The following is a 20,263-nucleotide window of genomic DNA, read 5'->3' as shown; positions in this document are numbered from 1 at the left end:
GACAACAGTGCTAAATAAAATTTATGATTGGGTCGATGAACGCCTAGATATTACACCGATTTGGCGTGATATTGCCGACCACGAAGTGCCAGAGCACGTTAACCCTGCACATCATTTTTCAGCATTCGTTTACTGCTTTGGTGGATTAACATTCTTCATCACAGTAATTCAAATTCTATCTGGTATGTTCCTAACAATGTACTATGTACCAGACGTTGTGAATGCCTGGAAATCAGTTTATTATTTACAAAACGAAGTAGCATTTGGTGAAATCGTACGCGGTATGCACCACTGGGGAGCTTCATTAGTTATCGTAATGATGTTCTTACATACACTTCGTGTATTCTTCACAGGTTCTTATAAAAAACCTCGTGAGTTAAACTGGATGGTTGGTGTAGGTATTTTTGGTGTAATGATGGGTCTTGGATTTACAGGATACTTATTACCATGGGATATGAAAGCATTATTCGCTACTAAAGTAGGTATCGAAATTGCAGCATCAGTACCGTTTATCGGTGGGATGATTAAAGTATTATTAGCGGGTGACACAACGATTCTTGGTGCTCAAACGTTAACTCGATTCTTTGCGATTCATGTATTCTTCTTACCTGCAGTATTGTTTGGGTTACTTGCAGCGCACTTTATCATGATTCGTCGTCAAGGAATTTCAGGACCGTTGTAATTGTCTTGACGGTTCGATGATCTTTAAAAGGAGGGGACACTATGCATCGCGGAAAAGGAATGAAATTTGTCGGCGATTCTCGTATTAAAGCGAATCACAGAATGCCGAACGTTCCAAAGGATTATTCCGAATATCCAGGTAAGACGGAAGCTTTCTGGCCAAACTTCTTACTGAAGGAATGGATGGTAGGTGCTGTATTTTTAATTGGATACTTATTATTAACTGTCGCTCACCCGTCACCACTTGAAGGGCCGGCAGATCCAACTAGAGCATATACACCACTACCGGACTGGTACTTCTTATTTATGTATCAACTTTTAAAATACTCATTTGCTTCTGGTCCATACAATGTAATCGGAGCTATTGTAATTCCAGGTCTTGCATTTGGAGCGCTATTATTAATGCCATTTTTAGACAAGGGTCCAGAACGTCGTCCATCTAAACGTCCATTGCCAACAGCGTTTATGTTATTAACTTTAGCTGCTATGTTCTACCTAACTTGGGAGTCAGTTGTTAACCACGACTGGGAAGCTCAAAAAGCTATGGGTGCAATCGTAGAAACAGTTGAATTCGATAAAGAATCAGAAGGTTATAAACTATACGCTGGTTCAGCTTGTATTACATGTCACGGTGAAGGCTTAGAAGGTGGAGCTGGTGCACCATCTCTAATGAACACTGGATTAACAGCTGATGAGATTAAGGACATTGCTCATAATGGTCGCGGTAACATGCCACCAGGATTATGGACAGGTTCAGATGAAGATCTTCAAAAACTTGCTGAATTCATCGAAAGCTTAAAAGCAGAGTAATAGTAAAAGAGTCAGGAAACTGGCTCTTTTTTTCTACCTTGTTATACTATTGGGACTGGAAGCCATACAAAAAGGTTCCCTTGTATAAAGGATTTTAGCGAAAGATGTCGAAAAAACATTTATTCTTGAAACAAGTAAGCGAATTAAAACAATAAAATAACACATATTGATGGTGAGATACAATTGAATTGAAAGGTAGAGTAAAGCTCTAGAATTTCAGAACTATACATAAATAATGGATTGTTTTTATCGGAAGGAGTTAACATCGTGCAACTAACAAGAGCAAATATTTGGTACCTTCTGACCCATAAATCATTCTTGATAGTGCTGCTAATTATTAATCTACTAGGTACAATTTATGGCTATTATTGGTATGGGTGGCAGCTTGCCATCACAGAGCCTATTTTTTATATTTTTGTTCCAGATAGTCCGACAGCCAGTTTATTCTTTTGTTTTGTGTTAATTGCTTGGATTATGGGGAAAAGCTGGCCACTGATGGAAGTACTTGCCCTTGTTACGTTGGTGAAATATGGCTTATGGGCAGATGTGATGAATATTTGGACATTAATTGAAACAGGTTCTATTGGCTGGCAGGGATGGATGCTAGTTGGTTCACATTTTGCCATGGCTGTACAAGCTGTACTATATATGAAGAAATATGTCTTCACTTATTGGCATGTTGTGATAGCAGCTGTTTGGACACTGCATAATGATGTCATTGACTATGTATTTGGGCAAATGCCGATGTATCGGGATTTAGCCAATTACACAAGCTATATAGGTTACTTTACATTCTGGTTATCAATTGCATGTATTTTACTTGCCATTTTCTCAATTAGGTGGCGCAAATATTTGCCGAATTAGGGTATAAATTATAGAATTATAGTATCGAGGTAGAAAGGGGTTAGAAAATTGTCAACGAGCATGTATATTGTTTATTTTGTGATTATTATGCTGCTTCCACTTTATGCTCAAATGAAGGTAAAGGGTACGTATAATAAATTTGCAAAGCAACGTACAATGAAGGGGCAAACTGGTGCAGAGGTAGCGCGTGCGATTTTAGATGCAAACGGCTTATATGATGTACGAGTTGTGCCAACACAAGGTGTGTTGTCTGATCATTATAATCCAGCAACCAAAACAGTGGCTTTATCAGAAAGTAACTTTTATGAAGCAAGTGTTGCAGGTGCTGCGGTTGCTGCCCATGAGGTAGGTCACGCCATCCAACATAAAGAAGCTTATTCCATGCTTACATTACGTAGTAAGCTAGTCCCAGTAGCAAATATTTCTTCTAATGCGTCTTGGATTTTCGTAATGATTGGTATTTTTGCAAGTAGTACGAATTTCTTGCTATTAGGTATCATATTATTAGCAGCAGGTGTTGTTTTCCAATTAGTGACACTTCCGGTGGAGTTTGATGCCTCAAAGCGAGCATTAGTTCAAATGAATTCACTTGGCATTATTACAAATGAAGAAGAACGACCAGCACGAAAAGTATTAAGTGCTGCAGCATTAACATATGTAGCAGCGGCAGCGGTAGCAGTACTAGAGTTATTACGTTTAATTTTAATTTTTACCAATATGCGTAGCGACGACTAAGAAAAAACTTGTTATAGTGGTACACCACTATAACAAGTTTTTTATCTTCGTATGCTTAATGAAGGGGTTGCTTTTGATCGTCTAGTGTGAAGCCTTCTCCTGCCACATCTCGTACTTCAATGATGGAAACAAATGCGTGCGGATCAACTTCATGCACAATAGATTTTAACCGTACAACTTCATTGCGACCAATTACACAATAAATAACCTCCTTAGGTTGTTTCGTAAAATGACCATGTCCTTCTAAAATGGTGATACCACGCTCCATTCGAAGAGCGATTGTTTCAGCAATGGCTCCAGACTTTTCTGATATGATAAGCGCACCACGAGCCGCATAAGCACCTTCTTGTACAAAGTCAATGACACGGGCTCCAACAAATACGGCTACTAATGTATACATCATGGAACGAGCATCCAAGAACGTCAGCCAAGAAAGAATGATGACGATGGCATCGAAGACAAACATGGTTTTCCCCATACTCCAGCCAAAATATTTATGCCCTAGTCGTGCCAAAATATCGACACCACCTGTAGTGCCACCGAAACGAAAGACAATCCCAAGTCCCAATCCAACAAAGACACCAGCAAAAAGTGCTACAAGCAACATGTCATCCTCTAAATGGATGGTAAATTGATATTTTTGGAAAATTTTTAGAAAAAGAGATACGGATAAAGTGCCGACAAGCGTATAGACAAATGATTTTTTTCCAAGTAATCGATAACCTATGATAAACATGGGAATATTTAATAACAGGTTCATTAAGGCAGGGTCCCATCCTAATGTAAAATATAGTATGAGTGTAATCCCACTTAGTCCACCTTCACCCAGTTGATTTTGGATGTTGAAGTGAACAAAGCCGAAGCTGAAAACTGCTGCTCCGAGCATAATCGCGATAATATTACGTATTTTAATCTGTTTTAGCATTTGACCTCCTGTAGTTCCAAACAAATGAAGTAGTGTTATCTATTATCTGACATTTTATTGGTTTTGACAACAATGGTGTAAATTTTATACGATGGTAAATAGGAGTGTGATTTTTATGGCAGATCAACTAACAATGCAAGCTTTACAACAGCGTGTCGATGACTATATAGGACAATTTAAAGAAGGCTATTTTCCACCATTTGAATTACTTGCACGTCTAACAGAAGAATTAGGTGAACTTTCACGCGAAGTTCAGGATGTCTATGGACAGAAAAAGAAAAAGAGTACAGAGGATACAAACAGTATTGAAGAGGAACTAGGAGACTTTTTCTTTGTACTAGTCTGTTTTGCAAATGCCCAAGGTATTAAACTAGATGAAGCACTTTTACGCGTCATACATAAATTTGAAACTAGAGATAAGGATCGTTGGACTAGAAAGGATGAAGAATGATGTCGATTCGTGTAGCTATTGCGGGAGCAAGAGGAAAAATGGGAGCTGAGGCTGTACATACGGTCATGAAACATGACAAAATGGAATTAGTAGCTGTACTAGATTATAAGGAAGTAGGAAAAACTTTAGGTGATTTAGATATGTTTCCAGCAAGCTATACAGTGCCTATATTTACAGAAATGCATGATCTTGTAGAAGCAACTGCACCAGATGTACTAGTGGATTTAACTAATCCACATGCAGTCTACAAACATACAAAGGAAGCACTGAATTTAAATGTACGACCAGTAATTGGTACAACAGGATTTACAGATGCACAACTAGAGGAATTATCAGCCATGGCCAAAGAAAAAGAGTTAGGTTGCATTATTGCACCAAACTTTGCGATTGGTGCTATCCTAATGATGAAGTTTGCAAAAGAAGCAGCCAAATACTTACCAGATGTAGAGATTATAGAAATGCACCATGATCAGAAGCTTGATGCACCATCTGGGACAGCGGTGAAAACGGCACAGTTAATACAAGAGGTCCGTACGCCAAAGGCACAAGGACATCTAGAAGAGAAAGAAACCATTAAAGGTGCAAGAGGTGGAGATTTTGACGGTATGCGCATTCACTCCGTACGTTTACCTGGTTTAGTGGCACACCAGCAAGTATTATTTGGAGGGGATGGGCAGCTACTAACGATTCGCCATGATTCATTAAACCGTAATTCTTTTATGTCGGGTGTTGCATTTTGCATAGAAGAGGTTATGAAAATGGATCAGCTTGTTTATGGTTTAGAAAACATCATCTAAAGATTGGGATGGAAGCTATATGAAAATCGCATTGATTGCACATGATCGTAAAAAAGATAATTTAGTACAGTTTGCTATTGCTTACCAAAATATTTTACAAGAACACACACTATATGCTACCGGCACAACAGGACAACGTGTCATCGAAGCTACTGGTTTGGAAGTTACACGTTTTCGTTCAGGGCCACTTGGTGGCGACCAACAAATTGGCGCAATGATTGCCAATAATGATATGGACATGGTGATATTTTTCCGTGATCCTTTAACAGCACAACCACATGAGCCAGATGTTTCTGCACTAATCCGTCTTTGTGATGTTTACCAAGTGCCACTGGCAACAAATATGGGAACAGCAGAAATATTACTAAAAGGCCTACAGGAAGGCTTTGTGGATTGGAGACTGATACAAGAAAGACGCAATTAACAAAAGACGTGATTCAGAAAGGATGATCATCGAATGAAAAAGCTAAAAATAGGCATTACCTGTTATCCTACAGTTGGTGGCTCTGGTGTCATTGCAACAGAATTAGGCAAAATGCTTGCAGAAAGAGGACATGAAATTCATTTCATCACCTCAAGCGTACCATTTCGATTGAATAAAATTTATCCAACCGTCTTTTTCCATGAAGTCGAAGTTAATAATTATTCAGTATTTCAATATTCTCCATACGATATTGCATTAGCGAGTAAAATGGCAGACGTCATCAAGGATGAAGAGTTGGATGTGCTACATGTGCATTATGCCATCCCACATGCAGTATGTGCGGTACTAGCCCGTGAAATGAGCGGCCGAGACATTGGCATCGTTACAACCCTTCATGGCACAGATATATCGGTGCTTGGGCAAGATTCTACGCTCTCACAGGCCATTAAGTATGGGATTGATAAATCTGATATTGTGACAACCGTGTCACAGGCATTAAAAGAACAAACCTATGAACTGATTGATACAGTAAAACCAATTGAAACGATTTATAACTTTGTGGACGAACGCGAATACTTCCCACGAAATTCAGGAAACTTAAAAGAGCAATTTGGTATACAAGAAGATGAAAAAGTCCTCATTCATGTATCAAACTTCCGTAAAATAAAGAACCTTCCACACATTGTAGACGCCTTTATGAAAATCCGTGCCAACATGAAAGCAAAGCTCTTATTAGTAGGTGATGGCCCAGAAAAGCATCGTGTCATGGACCAAGTAAAAGGAAGTCCGTATATGAAGGATGTTTTATTTTTAGGGAAACAAGAAAACTTAGCTGAACTGTATGCGATTAGTGATCTAAAGCTATTATTATCACAGCAAGAATCGTTTGGACTGGTGTTATTAGAGGCAATGGCTTGTGGTGTACCTTGTATTGGAACAAATGTAGGTGGTATTCCAGAAGTCATTGAGCATGGTGTTGACGGCTATATCGTGGAATTAGGGGATACAGAGGCAGTTGCGGCGTATGCAACCCATTTATTGCAAGATGAGGAACAATTACTGCGCTTCCGAGAAGCGGCCATCCGTGCAGTAAGTGAAAAATTCCACTCATCCAAAATTGTGGAACAATATGAAAATCTGTACGAGAAGGTTGCGGAAAGAAATCATGCAAAACAATAAAGAATGGCAGGCAGCCTATTCAGTCATTGAGCAATTAGAACAGGCAGGATTTGAAGCAGTTATTGTTGGTGGTGCTGTAAGAGATGCTTTACTCGATCGTCCTGCCCATGATGTAGATGTGGCTACAAATGCCTTGCCTGAAGAAGTAAAAACTGTGTTTCAAAAGACTGTAGATATTGGGATTCAGCATGGGACGGTACTTGTTATCGTACCCGCTGGACCTGTGGAAGTGACTACCTATCGGACAGATGGGGAATATACAGATCATCGAAGACCACAGAATGTCCATTTCGTTCGATCTCTAAAAGAGGATTTACAACGCCGAGATTTTACAATGAACGCCATTGCCATGCGGCGTGATGGCTCTTTTGTAGATTATTATGGTGGACAACAAGATATTGAAAAGCGCATTATACGAGCGGTAGGAGAGGCAGAAAAACGGTTTGCAGAAGATGCTTTAAGGATGCTGCGAGCGATTCGCTTCTCTGCACAGCTTGATTTTACGATCGAGGCGAATACATTCGCAGCCATCCAGCAAAGGGTTGCTGATTTGGGCTTTATTGCAAAAGAACGCATTAAAGCAGAGCTTGATAAGCTTTGGGTAGGACAAACAGTTTTTGGGGGTATACAAAAACTAGAGGACAGTGGATTAACTGCCTATTTAACAGGTGATTTTCAAACTGCACAATGGCATAATTTCCAAACAAAAGATGCCCTTCTTGGCTGGGCATACTTTGCCTTACTACAAGGAGCAGCATGGCGTGAGGTAGTGCGCGATTATCGATTATCGAATAAGGAAATGGCGTTTATTAATTCCGTTTTAACCGCTTATGACGCTTTAAAAGATGGTTGGACAAATCGCCATTATTTTTACTACACAGAGCAAGAACTAGAGGCTGCACAATATTTTGCCCAACTTCGCCAATTAGACGCTTTGATACCTCAACAATCTATCCGAGAATTACAGGCAAAGCTACCGATTCAACATAAGCAAGAATTAGCGGTGAATGGTGCTGATTTACTGAAATGGTCTGGCAAAAAGGGTGGGCCGTGGGTAAAAGCCTCATTGGAGGATCTGCTGACAGCCATTCTTCATCATGAACTTCAAAATGATCGACAACAGATTAAAAGTTGGTTGGAGCAACAGGATCTTACTTAAAGCCGAATACATGATAGGTAAAAGCCGCCTCCTGAAATGGGAGACGGCTTCATTAAATTCCTATCGTTGGTGGTCATTTACGTTAATTTACAGTATGATTAAGACAAAATAAGTTACATAACAAGAGTACAGTTAACTAAAGGATTGATGTGAAGATGACAATTTCCATGAAGGACGAAATTTTAAAAAGAATATTGGCTGCTGATGGAGAAGCGGTTTCAGGTCAGGAATTAGCAGATTCTCTTGGTGTCTCAAGAACCGCTGTTTGGAAGCATATGCAAACATTACAAGAGGAAGGGTATACATTTGATACAATTAAGAAAAAGGGGTATGTATTGACAGGTGTACCAAATAGCTTGAGCCCGACACAGATTAAGCTTTTTTTAAAGACAGAGCATTTTGGACGTTTGATCCATTATTACGATGTAGTTGATTCAACACAAACAATTGCGCATAAGCTTGCACAGGAAGGAGCTCCACACGGTACAATTATTATTGGTGAGGAGCAAACAGCGGGGCGTGGTCGTATGGCTCGTCCTTGGGAGTCTGCACATGGGACAGGTATTTGGATGACCGTTATCGTTCGGCCAGATGTTACGCCCCAACAGGCCTCATCCTATACACTTGTGGTGGCAGTAGCTGTCACAATGGCCATTAAAACCTTATATAAAGATGTAGAGCCAGCGATTAAATGGCCCAATGATTTATTGATTAATGGCAAAAAATGTACGGGGATTTTAACGGAAATGCAAGCAGAGGCGGATCTTGTGCAAGCTTTACTTGTTGGAATTGGCATAAATGCGAACCAAGCAGCAGCTGACTTTTCACCTGATATTGCGGATATTGCCACTTCATTACGATTAGAAGCTGGAGAAGAAATCAATCGTGCAGCACTTGTGGCCTCTATCTTACACTATTTAGAACAATTTACAGAACTATACGTTAAAGAAGGTTTTGCGAGTCTCAAGACACTATGGCAGCAAATGTCTTGTACAATTGGTCAACGTATAGAGGTAACAACGATACGCGAACGTTTTGAAGGGGTTGCCAGTGGTATTACAGACGATGGTGTTCTGCAACTGACACAGGACGATGGAACGGTTCGAACGATCTATGCAGGAGACATCAAAATATTATAAAAAAGAAGCTGCAAGTAATGTCCTATACTTGCGGCTTCTCATGTTGTTGCAAAAAGATGATGTCAACGGCAGAAAAAGCAACTTTGCAAGGTGAGGGGGTGATTTCCGTTCCGCCAGCGTCCTTTCCAGGGGGCGTCCGATGAGCCGCTTCACTCACTTACGTTCGCTCCAGGGTCTTATCTGTGACGCTAAATCCCCTATGAGTGACGCTGGCTCCACCCCAATCAACTATTCTGCAAAAGTGTCTTTGCTTTATCTTTCATACTGGCCGTAGCGAACAAAATAATCCATTATTTGTATTATTAGAGAATCGATAGACTTTTATTTTCAATGTGGGGAAGTCATGCGTATCAGCACCTCTTCATAAAGAGTCGTGAACACCTTCACTTTATTGGGAAACCTTTGCAAAAAGGTAACACTTTTGTAGGTTGAAGTGGAAGGCTACTTGACTCCCGTGGGATCGGCGCTCGCCCACAGGAAAGAAAGTAGCCTGCAACGGAAACCATTTTCACCTTTCACAAAAATTCTATTAATGGTTTTGTTTTTCAACAATATGAAAAGCTGCAAGTAACGTCCTGTACTTGCAGCTTCTTTTATAGTCTATTCTTTATTTTAGTGACACATCTATATCACCATGTGATAAGGAAACATTCAGTTGGTGCTGACCCTTCGTTACCTGAGTCACGGTGCCACTTTGTTCTTCATCATTAATGGTCACATCACCGAAGTCTGTTTTGAGAGCATAGCCTACATCACTTTGTTTGTTTTGTAAGTGAATCGTTGTATCGCCAAAACTAGAGGTAATGGTTGTTTGCCCATTTAATGTGCCATCTATATCGATATCTCCATGCTCGCTCTCAATAGTGAAGCCGTTACTAGTAAGTTGCTGAAGAGTCAAATCACCAAAGGACTGCCTAATCTCTGTTTTGTCACCCGTCGTGCTGTTGAAAGTAATATCTCCATAATCCTGGATGAGATTAAGCTGCTGATACTGGAGCCCATGAATGGCTGTATCGCCAAAATTACTGTCTATTACAATCGCCTCTATTTTTGTATCTTTTGGGACATAGAGTTTGATTGAAGGGGAAGAGAGGTTACCGAAGCCAAATTGAAAACCATCCTTTTTCTTTGCCATTGTTTCGATGGTTAAAGTTCCGTTATCAATATGATATGTTACATCTTCTTGCTCATGGACCTTTGTGTCTAATTTATAGTCACTATCACTTGCAACAATCTCCACATCTCCATAATCATTTACGATATTAATGCTTGTGAATGCATCTAAAGCATGAGACTGACTTATTAATTTAGTATTACTTGGGACATAAAGACCCTCTGAATCTTTAAGAATCAGCCAGCGACCCCCTGAAAAATAGCCAATCAATGCGAGTAGAATGCCTAATGCAATCATTGTCATGGCTATAAGGGTATTTTTTGACGTCATTTAGAAGTCCCCCTTTTTTTGCTTCTTTGTCATTTTATGGAACAGTCTGCCTAATGTTTCAACAGAGACAACAACGGTTTTCTTGATAACACGAGCAACAACTGGGAACAGTAGGACACCCAAGCCCGTTACGATTAACCCGACACCCATAAAGAGCAGTGCGGTCGGCCAATGCTCTGTTAAAATTAAGAAACCTGAAATGATCGCCACAACGCCACCAGCAAAAATACTAATAACAGTTGCGACAATAGCAAAGATTAAGCTGATAATGACTGCGCCAAATGAAAAAATGAGTGCAATGGCTGTTGCAAGTAATGGCAATGAAAGGGGCGCAGACAGTATAGCTAGAATAATGAGCCGAATGGCAGACATATTCTTTTTTGTTGATTTTGCCGAGGAGGTTTCTAAATCCTTTAATGCGAAATCAGCTAATATTTGTGAGGCAACGTGTGAAGGAGAGCCAAGTTGTGAAATGACCTGATGCTCATTTTCCTCTCCAGCTTCCTCAAAGTATTCTTCATAATAGGCAAGCGCAGCGTCTAACTCATGCGCAGGAAGCCGACGTAATTTTCCTCGTAGCTGTTTCAAATAGCTTGCTCTATCCATCTAAATTCCCTCCTAAAAGTACACAATCAACCTTTTCCTTATACATTTGCCATTCTTTTAATAGCTCTAATAATCGTATACGTCCTTGCTCCGTAATTTGATAATAGCGTCTATTTCTACCTTGATAAGGTTGATCGTACGTTGTTAAGTAATGCGCTTTTTGTAAGCGGCGTAATACAGGATACAGTGTAGACTCTGAAATCTCCATGACTGATTGTACCTGCTGTGTTAAAGAATAACCGTAGGCGTCCTCTTTCTCGACAATAGCCAGTACACAAGCATCAAGTAAAGCTGAACCAAGCTGAAATGTCATCTTTTCACCTCACATGTAATACCTATACTTCATTTTATATTATATGACATATAGTATGTGGATAGTATATGACGTATAACATTGATTGTCAATTCTAAAAGAAAATTTTTTCCAATGTTGTTAGACGAAGATATTGTAAGAAAATAATATTTGAAGATTAATAGGAAAATCTGTTATAGTATGTGCGAAGGGCAGTATCCATTGTGAACGGCACCTTCAAAAACGCAATAGACTATACTATCAAATATCTGCCTTGATCTTTTAGACAGGGACGGAAGAAAACGATACGTTCAAATATAGCTTTCATTTTGTAAGCTATTGCCTCTTTCAGGGGTCTTTTTATCATTGAACGACACACTACCCTTCTGTCTGTTTTCGGCCAGAAGGGTTTTTCTGTTTTCTTCCTTTAAAAAAGGAGGACTACAAAATGAAAACGACAACAGATTTTTTAAAGATGAAAGCGGCAGGCGAGAAAATCGTGATGGTGACGGCCTATGATTATCCAGCTGCTAAATTCGCGGAAGAAGCTGGCGTTGAGATGATACTAGTCGGGGATTCACTTGGAATGGTCGTGCTTGGCTATGATTCTACAATGCCTGTAACTGTAGCGGATATGGTTCATCATGCAAAAGCAGTAAGACGAGGGGCAAAGGATACGTTTATAGTCGTTGATATGCCCTTTGGTTCTTATCATGGCGATGTCAATGAGACACTCAAAACAGCCATTGCGATGATGCAACAAACAGGAGCAGATGCTTTAAAGGTTGAGGGGGCAGGTGAAGTTATACCTGTCATTCGTAAATTAACGTCAGCTGGTATTCCAGTAGTAGCTCACTTAGGCTTGTTGCCTCAATCAGCGGGAGTGCTTGGTGGTTATAAGGTACAAGGAAAAACAGCTGAACAGGCTGCTACACTGCTTGAAGAAGCAAAACAATGCGAAGCGGCTGGAGCATGTGCAGTCGTGTTGGAATGTATCCCTCATCAGCTGACAGAAATTGTTTCAGCTAGTCTTGTTATTCCAACCATTGGCATAGGCGCTGGTATTGAGGCTGATGGACAAGTGCTAGTGTATCATGACATGCTAAGCTACGGTTCGCACCATGTACCGAAATTTGTTCAACAATTTGCTGATATGGGCAAAGAAGCAAGCGCGGGGATGATGGGTTACGTAGAAGCAGTGAAAGCGGGTACTTTCCCAGCTCCAAAGCATTTCTTCACAATGAAAGAGGAAGCATTAGATCAGCTATATGGAGGCGTTAAATGATGAAAGTCATCACGACCATACAGGCATTAGCCACAGAAATTCAAGCAGCTAAGCATGCTCAAAAAACGATTGGACTTGTTCCGACAATGGGCTATTTACATGAAGGTCATTTAACATTAGCACAAACAGCTCGTGTAGAAAATGATGTCGTTGTGATGAGTATATTTGTCAACCCAACACAATTTGGGCCAAATGAGGATTTTGAAAGTTATCCTCGTGATTTGCCTAGAGATACTGCATTAGCTGAATCTGTGGGCGTTGATATTGTGTTTGCACCAAGTGTGGAAGAAATGTATCCTCAAGATGGAGGGATTCGTCTACATGCAGGTGAGCAGGCTACCATTCTTTGTGGTGCAAGTCGTCCTGGTCATTTTGATGGTGTTTTACAGGTTGTCTCTAAATTATTTCATTTAACACTGCCAACAAGAGCTTATTTCGGTCAAAAAGATGCACAGCAGGTTGCGATTATTGCGACAATGGTACGTGATTTTAATTTCCCTTTAGAAATGCGTGTTGTCCCAATTGTACGCGAGGAGGACGGATTAGCGAAATCTTCCCGTAATGTCTATTTAAGTGAGTCAGAGCGACAAGAGGCTCCAGCGATCAATGAGGCATTACAGTTGGCTCGCGATAACTTTTTAGCGAATGGTGATGCTGATAAAGCACTTGCAAAAGCAAAAGCTCATATTCATGCAAGAACACATGGCCGCATTGATTATATTGAATTATTAACATATCCAGATTTAACACCAGTGACAACTGCAACTCAGCAAGTTCTGTTGGCAGCAGCTGTTTATATAGGTAAAACACGTTTAATCGATAATTGTATTTTTACTGTGAAAGAGGGACTATAGTATGTTACGTATGATGATGAATAGTAAAATCCACCGTGCAACAGTGACACAGGCAGATTTAAACTATGTAGGCTCCATAACAATAGATGAAGATATTTTAGATGCAGTAGGTATGCTGGCAAACGAAAAAGTACATGTTGTTAATAACAATAATGGCGCTCGTTTTGAAACATATATTATAGCTGGTGAACGAGGATCAGGTGTCATTTGTGTTAATGGCGCAGCAGCAAGACTTGTGCAGCGTGGTGATATTGTCATTATTATTTCCTATGTGTATGTGGATAATCATGAGGCAAAAGACCATCAACCAACTGTAGCCATCATGGGAGAGGGCAATACAATTAAGGAAATGATCGCACACGAGCCAGAAGCAACTGTGATGTGAATTCAGCCATAGAATAAATTAATACTAGAGAGGAGGATGGCAGAGCATAGCCAATCCTCCTTTTTTGCGATTACGTTTATATCAAAAGTTACTGGCAAAAATTTGCTTTTATTACTATTAAACTAGTTAACAAAATTATAATTTTACAAATGTTCTAGTATTTTGCGTCATATTTATGTAGAATTTAGTTGTTAGTACATCATTTTACTAGTGGAGGTATCATTTGTCATGGAAAATAAACGTAACAAATTTTTAACAGTAACTGCAGCAGCATTGGCTGTAACAGCGGTAGCGGTAGTACCAGCATCAGCAGCAAGTCCTTTTTCGGATGTAAAGGAAAGTCATGCAGATTTTGAAGGCATTTCTACACTTTATGCAGCAGGGATTATTAGTGGTTACCCAGATGGTACATTCAAACCAGATACAAATGTCACACGTGGACAAGCGGCAAAAATGATTGCAGGCGCATTAAAATTGGATACAAAAGAAGTAGAGGATCCAAAATTTACGGATATTAGTGCATCAAATCCTTATTATGGCTCAATTGCAGCCCTTGTAGGATTAAATGTCATTACAGGCTATGGAGATAATACTTTCCGTCCAAACCAAACAATTACACATGGTGATTTAGCAAAAATTTTAGCATCTATCCCAACATTACCAGAGCTAGAAAGTGCAAAAAATCATGAGGCTAGTGAAAAAGTTACACGTGGACAACTGGCAACATTCATTGCTGAGGCTCTAACAAAATCAAACCCAGAAACTCCAGAGACTCCAGAAACACCAGAAACACCAGAGACTCCTGAAACACCAGCAGATGCATTCTCATTATCGATTTTACATGTGAATGATACACATGCTCGTGCAAATGAATTACCTAAATTGGCGACAGCTGTAAAAGAACAAAGGGAAGCAAAGAAAAATGTTTTAACATTACATGCTGGCGATGCATTTAATGGTACATTATATTTCAATGAATTCCATGGACAAGCAGATCTAGCGCTATTAAATGAAATTGGCTTTGATGCAATGGTATTTGGTAACCATGAATTTGATTTAGGTGCCTCTCCAGAAGGTCATCAAGCATTAGCGGATTTTGTTAAAGGGGCTAAATTCCCATTTGTGGATGCCAATACAGATTTCTCAGCAGATGATAAATTCACTGGTTTATTTACAGACTTAATTTCAAGTGAACCTGAAAATGGTAAAATTTATTCTGGTATTGTAAAAGAAATTGATGGAGAAAAAGTTGGTATTTTTGGTTTAACAACAGAAGAAACAAAAGCTGTTGCATCTCCAGATAAAGTAACATTCTCAAATTACATTGAAGAGGCCAAAAAAGCAGTAGCGGCTTTTGAAGGTATGGGGGTTAACAAAATTATCGCCTTAACACATATTGGATTTGAAGATAATGCGAATATAGATAATGACCAACTATTAGCAAAAAATGTAGATGGTATTGACATTATTGTAGGTGCACATGATCATACAAAATTAGACAAACCATTTATCGTAGATACAAATACAGCTGGCGAAGCAAAAGAGGCTACATTAATTGTACAAGCTAATGAGTATGTAAAGTATTTAGGTACACTAGATGTAACATTTGATGGAAATGGTGTTGTGACTGAATATAATGGTGAATTAATCGACCTTGGTAAAGTAGCAGAGGATAAAGCGGCATTAGAAAAACTTGCACCGTTTAAAGAAAAAGTAGATGCAATCATGAAACAAGAGATTGGTGTAAAACTTAATGAAGCATTAGATGGATCACGTGAATTAGTACGTACACAAGAAGCGGCATTAGGTAATCTCATTACAGATGGCATGTTAGCAAAATCACAACAATACTCAGATAAAAAAGTTGTGATGGCATTTACAAATGGTGGTGGTATTCGCGAGACGATTCCAGCAGGTGAAATTACTGTAGGTCATGTTATGACAGTACTACCTTTTGGTAACACATTAGCACTTATGGATATAACAGGTGCTCAATTAAAAGAAGCATTTGAACTATCTGTAGGACAAGCACCAAATCAATTTGGAGGCTTCTTACAAATTGCAGGTGCAAAATTACAATATGATTCTTCAAAAGAAGCAGGCTCTCGCATAGTATCGTTTGAATACTTAGATCAAGCAACAGGTAAGTATGTAGCATTTGAAGATGATAAAACATATACAGTAGCAACAAACGCCTTTACTGCTAAGCAAGGTGGGGATGGCTATGAAGTATTTAGAAAAATTTACGAAGAAGGTCACGTAACAGATTTAGGTTTATCTGACTGGGAAAATTTCCAAGAACACTTATTATCATTAAAAGAAGTGAAAACAACAACAGAAGGTCGTATTGTTGATGTAGCAAAAAAACAATAAGCGTAACGTTGTTTGAGTAAGCACTCCATAACGATTCCACAACGCAACCTTAGGGGATTGATATCTCCAAGGTTGCGTTTTTTGTATGGATGCGGTGATTCAACAAAGAGGAGAAAGGATGCCGCAGAGCCAATAATATGATAAAATTCAACTTATCTAATGTGAACTGTGAGTTGAGATGTATGATGGAAAGTCAAAAATATGCAATTGTAGATTTGGAGACAACTGGTCATTCACCAGCCAATGGGGACCGGATGATTCAAATTGCCATTGTTATTATGAAGGATTGGGAAATTGAGCGTACCTATACGAAGTTCATAAATCCGGGGAAAGCTATTCCAACTTTCATTCAAGATTTAACGCATATAACGAATGAGGATGTAAAGGATGCCTTCCCATTTGAAGCGCATGCGGATTACATATATGAGCTACTTGCTGACTGTGTATTTGTTGCACATAATGCAGATTTTGACTTATCCTTTTTACAAGCAGAGTTTAAACGTGCTGGACTACCGAAATGGCAAGGTAAAAAAATGGATACGGTGGAGCTAGCTAAAATTTTGTTCCCTATGTCCCTTGGTTTTAAGCTAGGGGATTTAGCGGCCGATTTAAATATTGAGTTAGCAAATGCCCATCGAGCGGATGACGATGCTCGCGCGACAGCGGAGCTATTCAAGCATTGCTGGAAGGAGCTACTAAGTTTACCACAGCTTACACTTGAACAGATGCATAAGCGTTCCTTTCGCTTAAAATCAAATATTTCTCAGCTTTTTTTTGAGGCGTTGCAAATTAAGCGCCAGCATACGACGGGCCGCGAAAATGTACATTATTACCGTAATTTTGCGATTGGCAATGGCCGAAATAAGCATGAGCATGTGACAGAAACGATTGCCTACCCTCAATCAGTAGATGAGAAAATAACTTTAATGTCAAAGGCACTACCAAATTTTGAGGAACGTCCTGCACAATTTGACATGATGGACACGATTTGGCGGGCATTACATGAACAACAGGAGTGCGTGATTGAAGCTTCTACAGGTATTGGTAAAACTGCTGGCTATTTACTTCCAGCCATCTTATTTGCCCGTGCTGTCAATAAAAAGATTGCCATCAGTACGTATACTTCCTATTTACAAGAACAGCTTGTAGAAGAAGAGCTACCAAAGATTGAAAAAATCCTTGGGACAAAGGTGAATTTGTGTGTGTTGAAGGGAATGCAGCATTATATTGATCTCGATCGCTTTGAGCAATGTATGGCATATGCTGATGAATCCTATGATGATACATTTACTATTTTACAAATACTTGTGTGGTTGACCAAAACAGAGACTGGTGTGTTGAGCGAGCTCAATGTTTCTGGTGGCGGACAACTGTTTTTAGAGAAAATCCGAAAAATACCGAATGACAAGCCTTCAAAGGGCTTTGATTTCTATGAGCAAGCTTTAAAGAACAGTGCAGTTGCTGACTGTATTGTAACGAATCATGCCATGGTTTTAAGTGATTTAGTGCGTCAAACACCACTTTTTACAGAAATAGATGGCTGGATTATTGACGAGGCGCATCAATTTATTCAGGCTGCTATGCAGCAGGATGAAGTAGTCTTCTCCTATACACAATGGAAGTATATTTTTGGACAAATTGGTACGATGGAGGACACGGCTCTATTTCAACAGTTTTGCCAGGCAGCGAAGAAAAAACAGCGAGTAGCCATGCAAAATTTACAGCATCTTGATGCACAATTCATACGTTTGCAACGGACATTTGATGAAACAATCCAGAGAACTATTCAAAAATTGCAACAGCAAATGAAAGGGAAACAAGCAGGTAGTAAATGCACCTTGTTTTTAGAGGATGTTTCATTTGCGAAAGAAACGTTTGCACAAGTAAGCAAACTAACCCAGCAATGGCTGGATCTCGCTACTAGCATTACACAGTCGTTCGAAAATGCGATTGAGCAGCTAGATAAAAACGATCAATATGTATTATCTGAATGGCAATATTGGATTCGAGAAGTGAAGATAAAAATTGCTGAATGGGACGATATTTTTCTGTCACCACAGGAAGGCAATTCTGTTTGGTTAGAATTTGATGTACGGAGTGTCCCTGGCAGTCTCCATGTTTTTAAGAAGCCTGTCAATGTGACGCCGATAATTGAAAAAGTATTAGCACCATTACGTCAGCAAGCAAGTATTGTTTGGACATCAGGTACATTAACGGTACCAGGCAATGAGCGCTTTGTTACACGCCAGTTAGGCATTTCTGATAATGTTGAAGTCTTGAAACTACAAGCTCCACCAGCCTACTATGCTGGGGCTAAGGCATTTATCGTCACCGATATGCCAGATATTCAGCATGTCAGCCAAGAAGAATACATTGAGGCTGTTGCCCATGCAATTACGCGGACTGTTCGAATGACAGAAGGGCGTTGCTTTGTACTCTTTACAGCACAGGATATGCTACGAAAAACAGTTGAGCTTATCCAAGATAGTGAACTATTAGATGATTACATGCTATTTGCACAAGGTGTTACAGGCGGTAGCCGTATGCGCATTCTAAAATCCTTCCAAAAATTTAGTCATGCCGTTCTATTTGGTACAAACAGTTTTTGGGAGGGGGTAGATGTTCCAGGAGATGCACTTGCCTCTGTTATTGTCGTACGATTACCATTTTCTTCACCAGAAGAGCCTGTTTTTAAGGCGAGGGCAAAGCATCTAACTACCCTAGGCCGCAATTCCTTTACGGAGCTTTCCTTACCAGAAGCGATCATGAGGTTTAAGCAAGGCTTTGGTCGATTAATACGTTCTTCGCAGGATAAAGGAGCTTTTATTGTCCTAGACCGACGAATTACTAGTAAGTCATATGGGAAAGAGTTTATTAAGGCATTACCACCTATCGATGTAAAGAAATTGCAGCTACCCGAATTGTTAAAGGAACTAAATCATTGGCAAAAATAGCAGAAACCCCTTTTAGCATTGCTAGAAGGGGTTTTTACGTATTGTATAAGCGTTTAAAGAAAGGCAATTGCTAGTATGATTCTCATTGCTTGTTTTTAGTTTGCTCATCAAAAAGGTTAGCATTACGAACGATTTCTGTAATATATTTCATAGTGATTGCCGTTGCTTGGTTGGCATCATAACTTTTGCGATTATTCAATAGGTTTGTAAACATACCTTGCCAAATTAATAGTGTAATTTCATTGATGGCATCAACATTGCCTTCAGTTAAGTAGCCTTCTTTTAAAGCGATCTCTAACATAGAACGCCCTCGTTTCGTTAAACTGTGTTGAAATAAAATGGTCTTTAAATCATCAGGGATATTGATTAAATCATTGGGGTAAAAATTATAATAATTTTCCAATAGTGCTTCTGGCGTTTCCCCTAAATCCATGATAAAGACTGCGTGAAAAATCTGAGGTTGTTTGAAGGAATATTGACAAAAGCACTCCCAAGCCAATAAGTATTTTTCAATAGGATCTTTGCCTCTTTCTATGTAGCGAGCAACTTCGTTGGTATAGTCTTGCATGCATCTCATCGATGCAAAAAATAGAAGATGCGAGACTTCTGAAAAATAATTGTAGATAGTAGCACTGTTGTAACCTGCTTTATCAGCAACCTTCCGGATTGTGACATTTTCCAGCCCTTCTTCTTCGATGATTTCCGCAGTGGCATCTACAAAGTATTTCCACATACGACTCCTTTGTATTTCCTTTTTCTTCAAAGTAATATCCCCCTAACAAACAATTAATTACTGTAAAATCATTAATTAAATGTATATATTTACCTTATTGTAGCTAATTTAAACTTATTATAGCATAGCAATTTTAATTATCTTCTTTCATTATAGCATTAGCTTTTGTCATT

General features: G+C 39.4%; 20 protein-coding genes. 15 read left to right on the top strand and 5 right to left on the bottom strand.

The window, feature by feature from the left end:
• The first annotated feature begins 7 nt into the window (after positions 1–7).
• The 4 genes from AAJG31_RS06420 to AAJG31_RS06405 all read left to right on the top strand — a co-directional run bounded on the left by AAJG31_RS06420 (position 8) and on the right by AAJG31_RS06405 (position 3,090).
• The gene (locus tag AAJG31_RS06420) at positions 8–682 is read left to right on the top strand and encodes a menaquinol-cytochrome c reductase cytochrome b subunit (RefSeq protein ID WP_004232663.1); all 675 of its coding nucleotides are present in this window, start codon (positions 8–10) and stop codon (positions 680–682) included.
• A 41-nt stretch (positions 683–723) separates the two neighbouring features.
• Complete coding sequence (locus AAJG31_RS06415) at positions 724–1,491, top strand: menaquinol-cytochrome c reductase cytochrome b/c subunit (RefSeq protein ID WP_004232669.1); 768 nt, start codon at positions 724–726, stop codon at positions 1,489–1,491.
• Between the two features lie 267 nt (positions 1,492–1,758).
• Entirely contained in the window at positions 1,759–2,355 is a 597-nt protein-coding gene (locus tag AAJG31_RS06410; RefSeq protein WP_048389842.1) for a DUF1405 domain-containing protein, read from the top strand.
• A gap of 60 nt (positions 2,356–2,415) precedes the next feature.
• Positions 2,416–3,090 (top strand): zinc metallopeptidase, encoded by a 675-nt coding sequence (locus AAJG31_RS06405; RefSeq protein WP_036077718.1) that lies wholly within the window; start codon positions 2,416–2,418, stop codon positions 3,088–3,090.
• 55 nt (positions 3,091–3,145) lie between these two features.
• On the opposite strand, the gene AAJG31_RS06400 is transcribed toward AAJG31_RS06405, so the two are convergent.
• Positions 3,146–4,015, bottom strand: coding sequence for a YitT family protein (locus AAJG31_RS06400; protein WP_004232676.1), 870 nt, complete (start codon positions 4,013–4,015; stop codon positions 3,146–3,148).
• 115 nt (positions 4,016–4,130) lie between these two features.
• Between AAJG31_RS06400 and AAJG31_RS06395 the strand changes: the two genes are divergently transcribed.
• The 6 genes from AAJG31_RS06395 (at position 4,131) to AAJG31_RS06370 (ending at position 9,164) form a co-directional block, all read left to right on the top strand.
• The gene (locus AAJG31_RS06395; protein WP_036077682.1) at positions 4,131–4,466 is read left to right on the top strand and encodes a nucleotide pyrophosphohydrolase; all 336 of its coding nucleotides are present in this window, start codon (positions 4,131–4,133) and stop codon (positions 4,464–4,466) included.
• On the top strand, positions 4,466–5,263 hold the full coding sequence (dapB, locus tag AAJG31_RS06390; protein WP_279496441.1) for a 4-hydroxy-tetrahydrodipicolinate reductase: 798 nt from the start codon (positions 4,466–4,468) through the stop codon (positions 5,261–5,263). Before AAJG31_RS06395 ends, dapB begins: the two co-directional genes overlap by 1 nt.
• A 19-nt stretch (positions 5,264–5,282) precedes the next feature.
• Complete coding sequence (gene mgsA, locus AAJG31_RS06385) at positions 5,283–5,687, top strand: methylglyoxal synthase (RefSeq protein WP_004232690.1); 405 nt, start codon at positions 5,283–5,285, stop codon at positions 5,685–5,687.
• Between the two features lie 33 nt (positions 5,688–5,720).
• Positions 5,721–6,866, top strand: a complete 1,146-nt coding sequence (gene bshA / locus AAJG31_RS06380; protein WP_004232695.1) for an N-acetyl-alpha-D-glucosaminyl L-malate synthase BshA — start codon at positions 5,721–5,723, stop codon at positions 6,864–6,866.
• A complete protein-coding gene (locus tag AAJG31_RS06375) occupies positions 6,853–8,025 on the top strand; it encodes a CCA tRNA nucleotidyltransferase (RefSeq protein ID WP_048389850.1) in 1,173 nt (390 codons plus the stop codon). Before bshA ends, AAJG31_RS06375 begins: the two co-directional genes overlap by 14 nt.
• A 155-nt stretch (positions 8,026–8,180) precedes the next feature.
• On the top strand, positions 8,181–9,164 hold the full coding sequence (locus tag AAJG31_RS06370; RefSeq protein ID WP_279494471.1) for a biotin--[acetyl-CoA-carboxylase] ligase: 984 nt from the start codon (positions 8,181–8,183) through the stop codon (positions 9,162–9,164).
• A 607-nt stretch (positions 9,165–9,771) separates the two neighbouring features.
• Here AAJG31_RS06370 and AAJG31_RS06365 read toward each other — a convergent pair.
• Genes AAJG31_RS06365 through AAJG31_RS06355 form a run of 3 tightly spaced genes read right to left on the bottom strand, consistent with a single transcriptional unit; the run spans position 9,772 to position 11,527 of the window.
• The gene (locus tag AAJG31_RS06365; protein ID WP_279494473.1) at positions 9,772–10,608 is read right to left on the bottom strand and encodes a DUF4097 family beta strand repeat-containing protein; all 837 of its coding nucleotides are present in this window, start codon (positions 10,606–10,608) and stop codon (positions 9,772–9,774) included.
• Positions 10,609–11,214, bottom strand: coding sequence for a DUF1700 domain-containing protein (locus AAJG31_RS06360; RefSeq protein ID WP_279494474.1), 606 nt, complete (start codon positions 11,212–11,214; stop codon positions 10,609–10,611).
• On the bottom strand, positions 11,207–11,527 hold the full coding sequence (locus AAJG31_RS06355) for a PadR family transcriptional regulator (protein WP_004232706.1): 321 nt from the start codon (positions 11,525–11,527) through the stop codon (positions 11,207–11,209). The genes AAJG31_RS06360 and AAJG31_RS06355 overlap by 8 nt, the downstream gene beginning before the upstream one ends.
• 427 nt (positions 11,528–11,954) lie before the next feature.
• On the opposite strand from AAJG31_RS06355, the gene panB reads away from it, so the two are divergent.
• The 5 genes from panB (at position 11,955) to dinG (ending at position 19,357) form a co-directional block, all read left to right on the top strand.
• Positions 11,955–12,791: a 3-methyl-2-oxobutanoate hydroxymethyltransferase gene (gene panB / locus AAJG31_RS06350; RefSeq protein ID WP_066037629.1), complete on the top strand. Its 837-nt coding sequence runs from the start codon at positions 11,955–11,957 to the stop codon at positions 12,789–12,791.
• Positions 12,791–13,645 (top strand): pantoate--beta-alanine ligase, encoded by an 855-nt coding sequence (gene panC, locus AAJG31_RS06345; protein WP_259950129.1) that lies wholly within the window; start codon positions 12,791–12,793, stop codon positions 13,643–13,645. Before panB ends, panC begins: the two co-directional genes overlap by 1 nt.
• A 1-nt stretch (position 13,646) precedes the next feature.
• Complete coding sequence (gene panD, locus AAJG31_RS06340) at positions 13,647–14,030, top strand: aspartate 1-decarboxylase (protein ID WP_009370842.1); 384 nt, start codon at positions 13,647–13,649, stop codon at positions 14,028–14,030.
• Between the two features lie 228 nt (positions 14,031–14,258).
• Positions 14,259–16,403 carry a 5'-nucleotidase C-terminal domain-containing protein gene (locus AAJG31_RS06335; protein WP_279494475.1) on the top strand — a complete coding sequence of 715 codons (2,145 nt, stop codon included), beginning with the start codon at positions 14,259–14,261 and terminating at the stop codon, positions 16,401–16,403.
• A 182-nt stretch (positions 16,404–16,585) separates the two neighbouring features.
• Positions 16,586–19,357 (top strand): ATP-dependent DNA helicase DinG, encoded by a 2,772-nt coding sequence (gene dinG / locus AAJG31_RS06330; RefSeq protein ID WP_112117674.1) that lies wholly within the window; start codon positions 16,586–16,588, stop codon positions 19,355–19,357.
• An 82-nt stretch (positions 19,358–19,439) separates the two neighbouring features.
• Here the strand turns inward: dinG and AAJG31_RS06325 are convergent, their stop codons facing one another.
• Positions 19,440–20,090: a TetR/AcrR family transcriptional regulator gene (locus AAJG31_RS06325; RefSeq protein WP_054550961.1), complete on the bottom strand. Its 651-nt coding sequence runs from the start codon at positions 20,088–20,090 to the stop codon at positions 19,440–19,442.
• Positions 20,091–20,263: the final 173 nt, after the last annotated feature.

Origin of the sequence: Lysinibacillus sp. BS3, assembly GCF_039614735.1 — a bacterium.
In the GTDB taxonomy this organism is placed as follows: domain Bacteria; phylum Bacillota; class Bacilli; order Bacillales_A; family Planococcaceae; genus Lysinibacillus; species Lysinibacillus capsici.
The sequence above is the reverse complement of the archived record's forward strand: the minus strand, read 5'-3'. Positions and strand labels throughout refer to the sequence as shown.

Excerpts from the sequence above, each read along its gene's own strand:
- dinG (WP_112117674.1), top strand. The coding sequence starts at position 16,586 with ATGATGGAAAGTCAAAAATATGCAATTGTAGATTTGGAGACAACTGGT.
- AAJG31_RS06370 (WP_279494471.1), top strand. The coding sequence starts at position 8,181 with ATGACAATTTCCATGAAGGACGAAATTTTAAAAAGAATATTGGCTGCT.
- panC (WP_259950129.1), top strand. The coding sequence starts at position 12,791 with ATGAAAGTCATCACGACCATACAGGCATTAGCCACAGAAATTCAAGCA.
- AAJG31_RS06395 (WP_036077682.1), top strand. The coding sequence starts at position 4,131 with ATGGCAGATCAACTAACAATGCAAGCTTTACAACAGCGTGTCGATGAC.
- AAJG31_RS06415 (WP_004232669.1), top strand. The coding sequence starts at position 724 with ATGCATCGCGGAAAAGGAATGAAATTTGTCGGCGATTCTCGTATTAAA.
- AAJG31_RS06335 (WP_279494475.1), top strand. The coding sequence starts at position 14,259 with ATGGAAAATAAACGTAACAAATTTTTAACAGTAACTGCAGCAGCATTG.
- AAJG31_RS06360 (WP_279494474.1), bottom strand. The coding sequence starts at position 11,214 with ATGGATAGAGCAAGCTATTTGAAACAGCTACGAGGAAAATTACGTCGG.
- AAJG31_RS06405 (WP_036077718.1), top strand. The coding sequence starts at position 2,416 with ATGTATATTGTTTATTTTGTGATTATTATGCTGCTTCCACTTTATGCT.
- bshA (WP_004232695.1), top strand. The coding sequence starts at position 5,721 with ATGAAAAAGCTAAAAATAGGCATTACCTGTTATCCTACAGTTGGTGGC.
- panB (WP_066037629.1), top strand. The coding sequence starts at position 11,955 with ATGAAAACGACAACAGATTTTTTAAAGATGAAAGCGGCAGGCGAGAAA.
- AAJG31_RS06400 (WP_004232676.1), bottom strand. The coding sequence starts at position 4,015 with ATGCTAAAACAGATTAAAATACGTAATATTATCGCGATTATGCTCGGA.
- AAJG31_RS06355 (WP_004232706.1), bottom strand. The coding sequence starts at position 11,527 with ATGACATTTCAGCTTGGTTCAGCTTTACTTGATGCTTGTGTACTGGCT.
- AAJG31_RS06365 (WP_279494473.1), bottom strand. The coding sequence starts at position 10,608 with ATGACGTCAAAAAATACCCTTATAGCCATGACAATGATTGCATTAGGC.
- mgsA (WP_004232690.1), top strand. The coding sequence starts at position 5,283 with ATGAAAATCGCATTGATTGCACATGATCGTAAAAAAGATAATTTAGTA.
- dapB (WP_279496441.1), top strand. The coding sequence starts at position 4,466 with ATGTCGATTCGTGTAGCTATTGCGGGAGCAAGAGGAAAAATGGGAGCT.
- panD (WP_009370842.1), top strand. The coding sequence starts at position 13,647 with ATGTTACGTATGATGATGAATAGTAAAATCCACCGTGCAACAGTGACA.
- AAJG31_RS06375 (WP_048389850.1), top strand. The coding sequence starts at position 6,853 with ATGCAAAACAATAAAGAATGGCAGGCAGCCTATTCAGTCATTGAGCAA.
- AAJG31_RS06325 (WP_054550961.1), bottom strand. The coding sequence starts at position 20,090 with ATGTGGAAATACTTTGTAGATGCCACTGCGGAAATCATCGAAGAAGAA.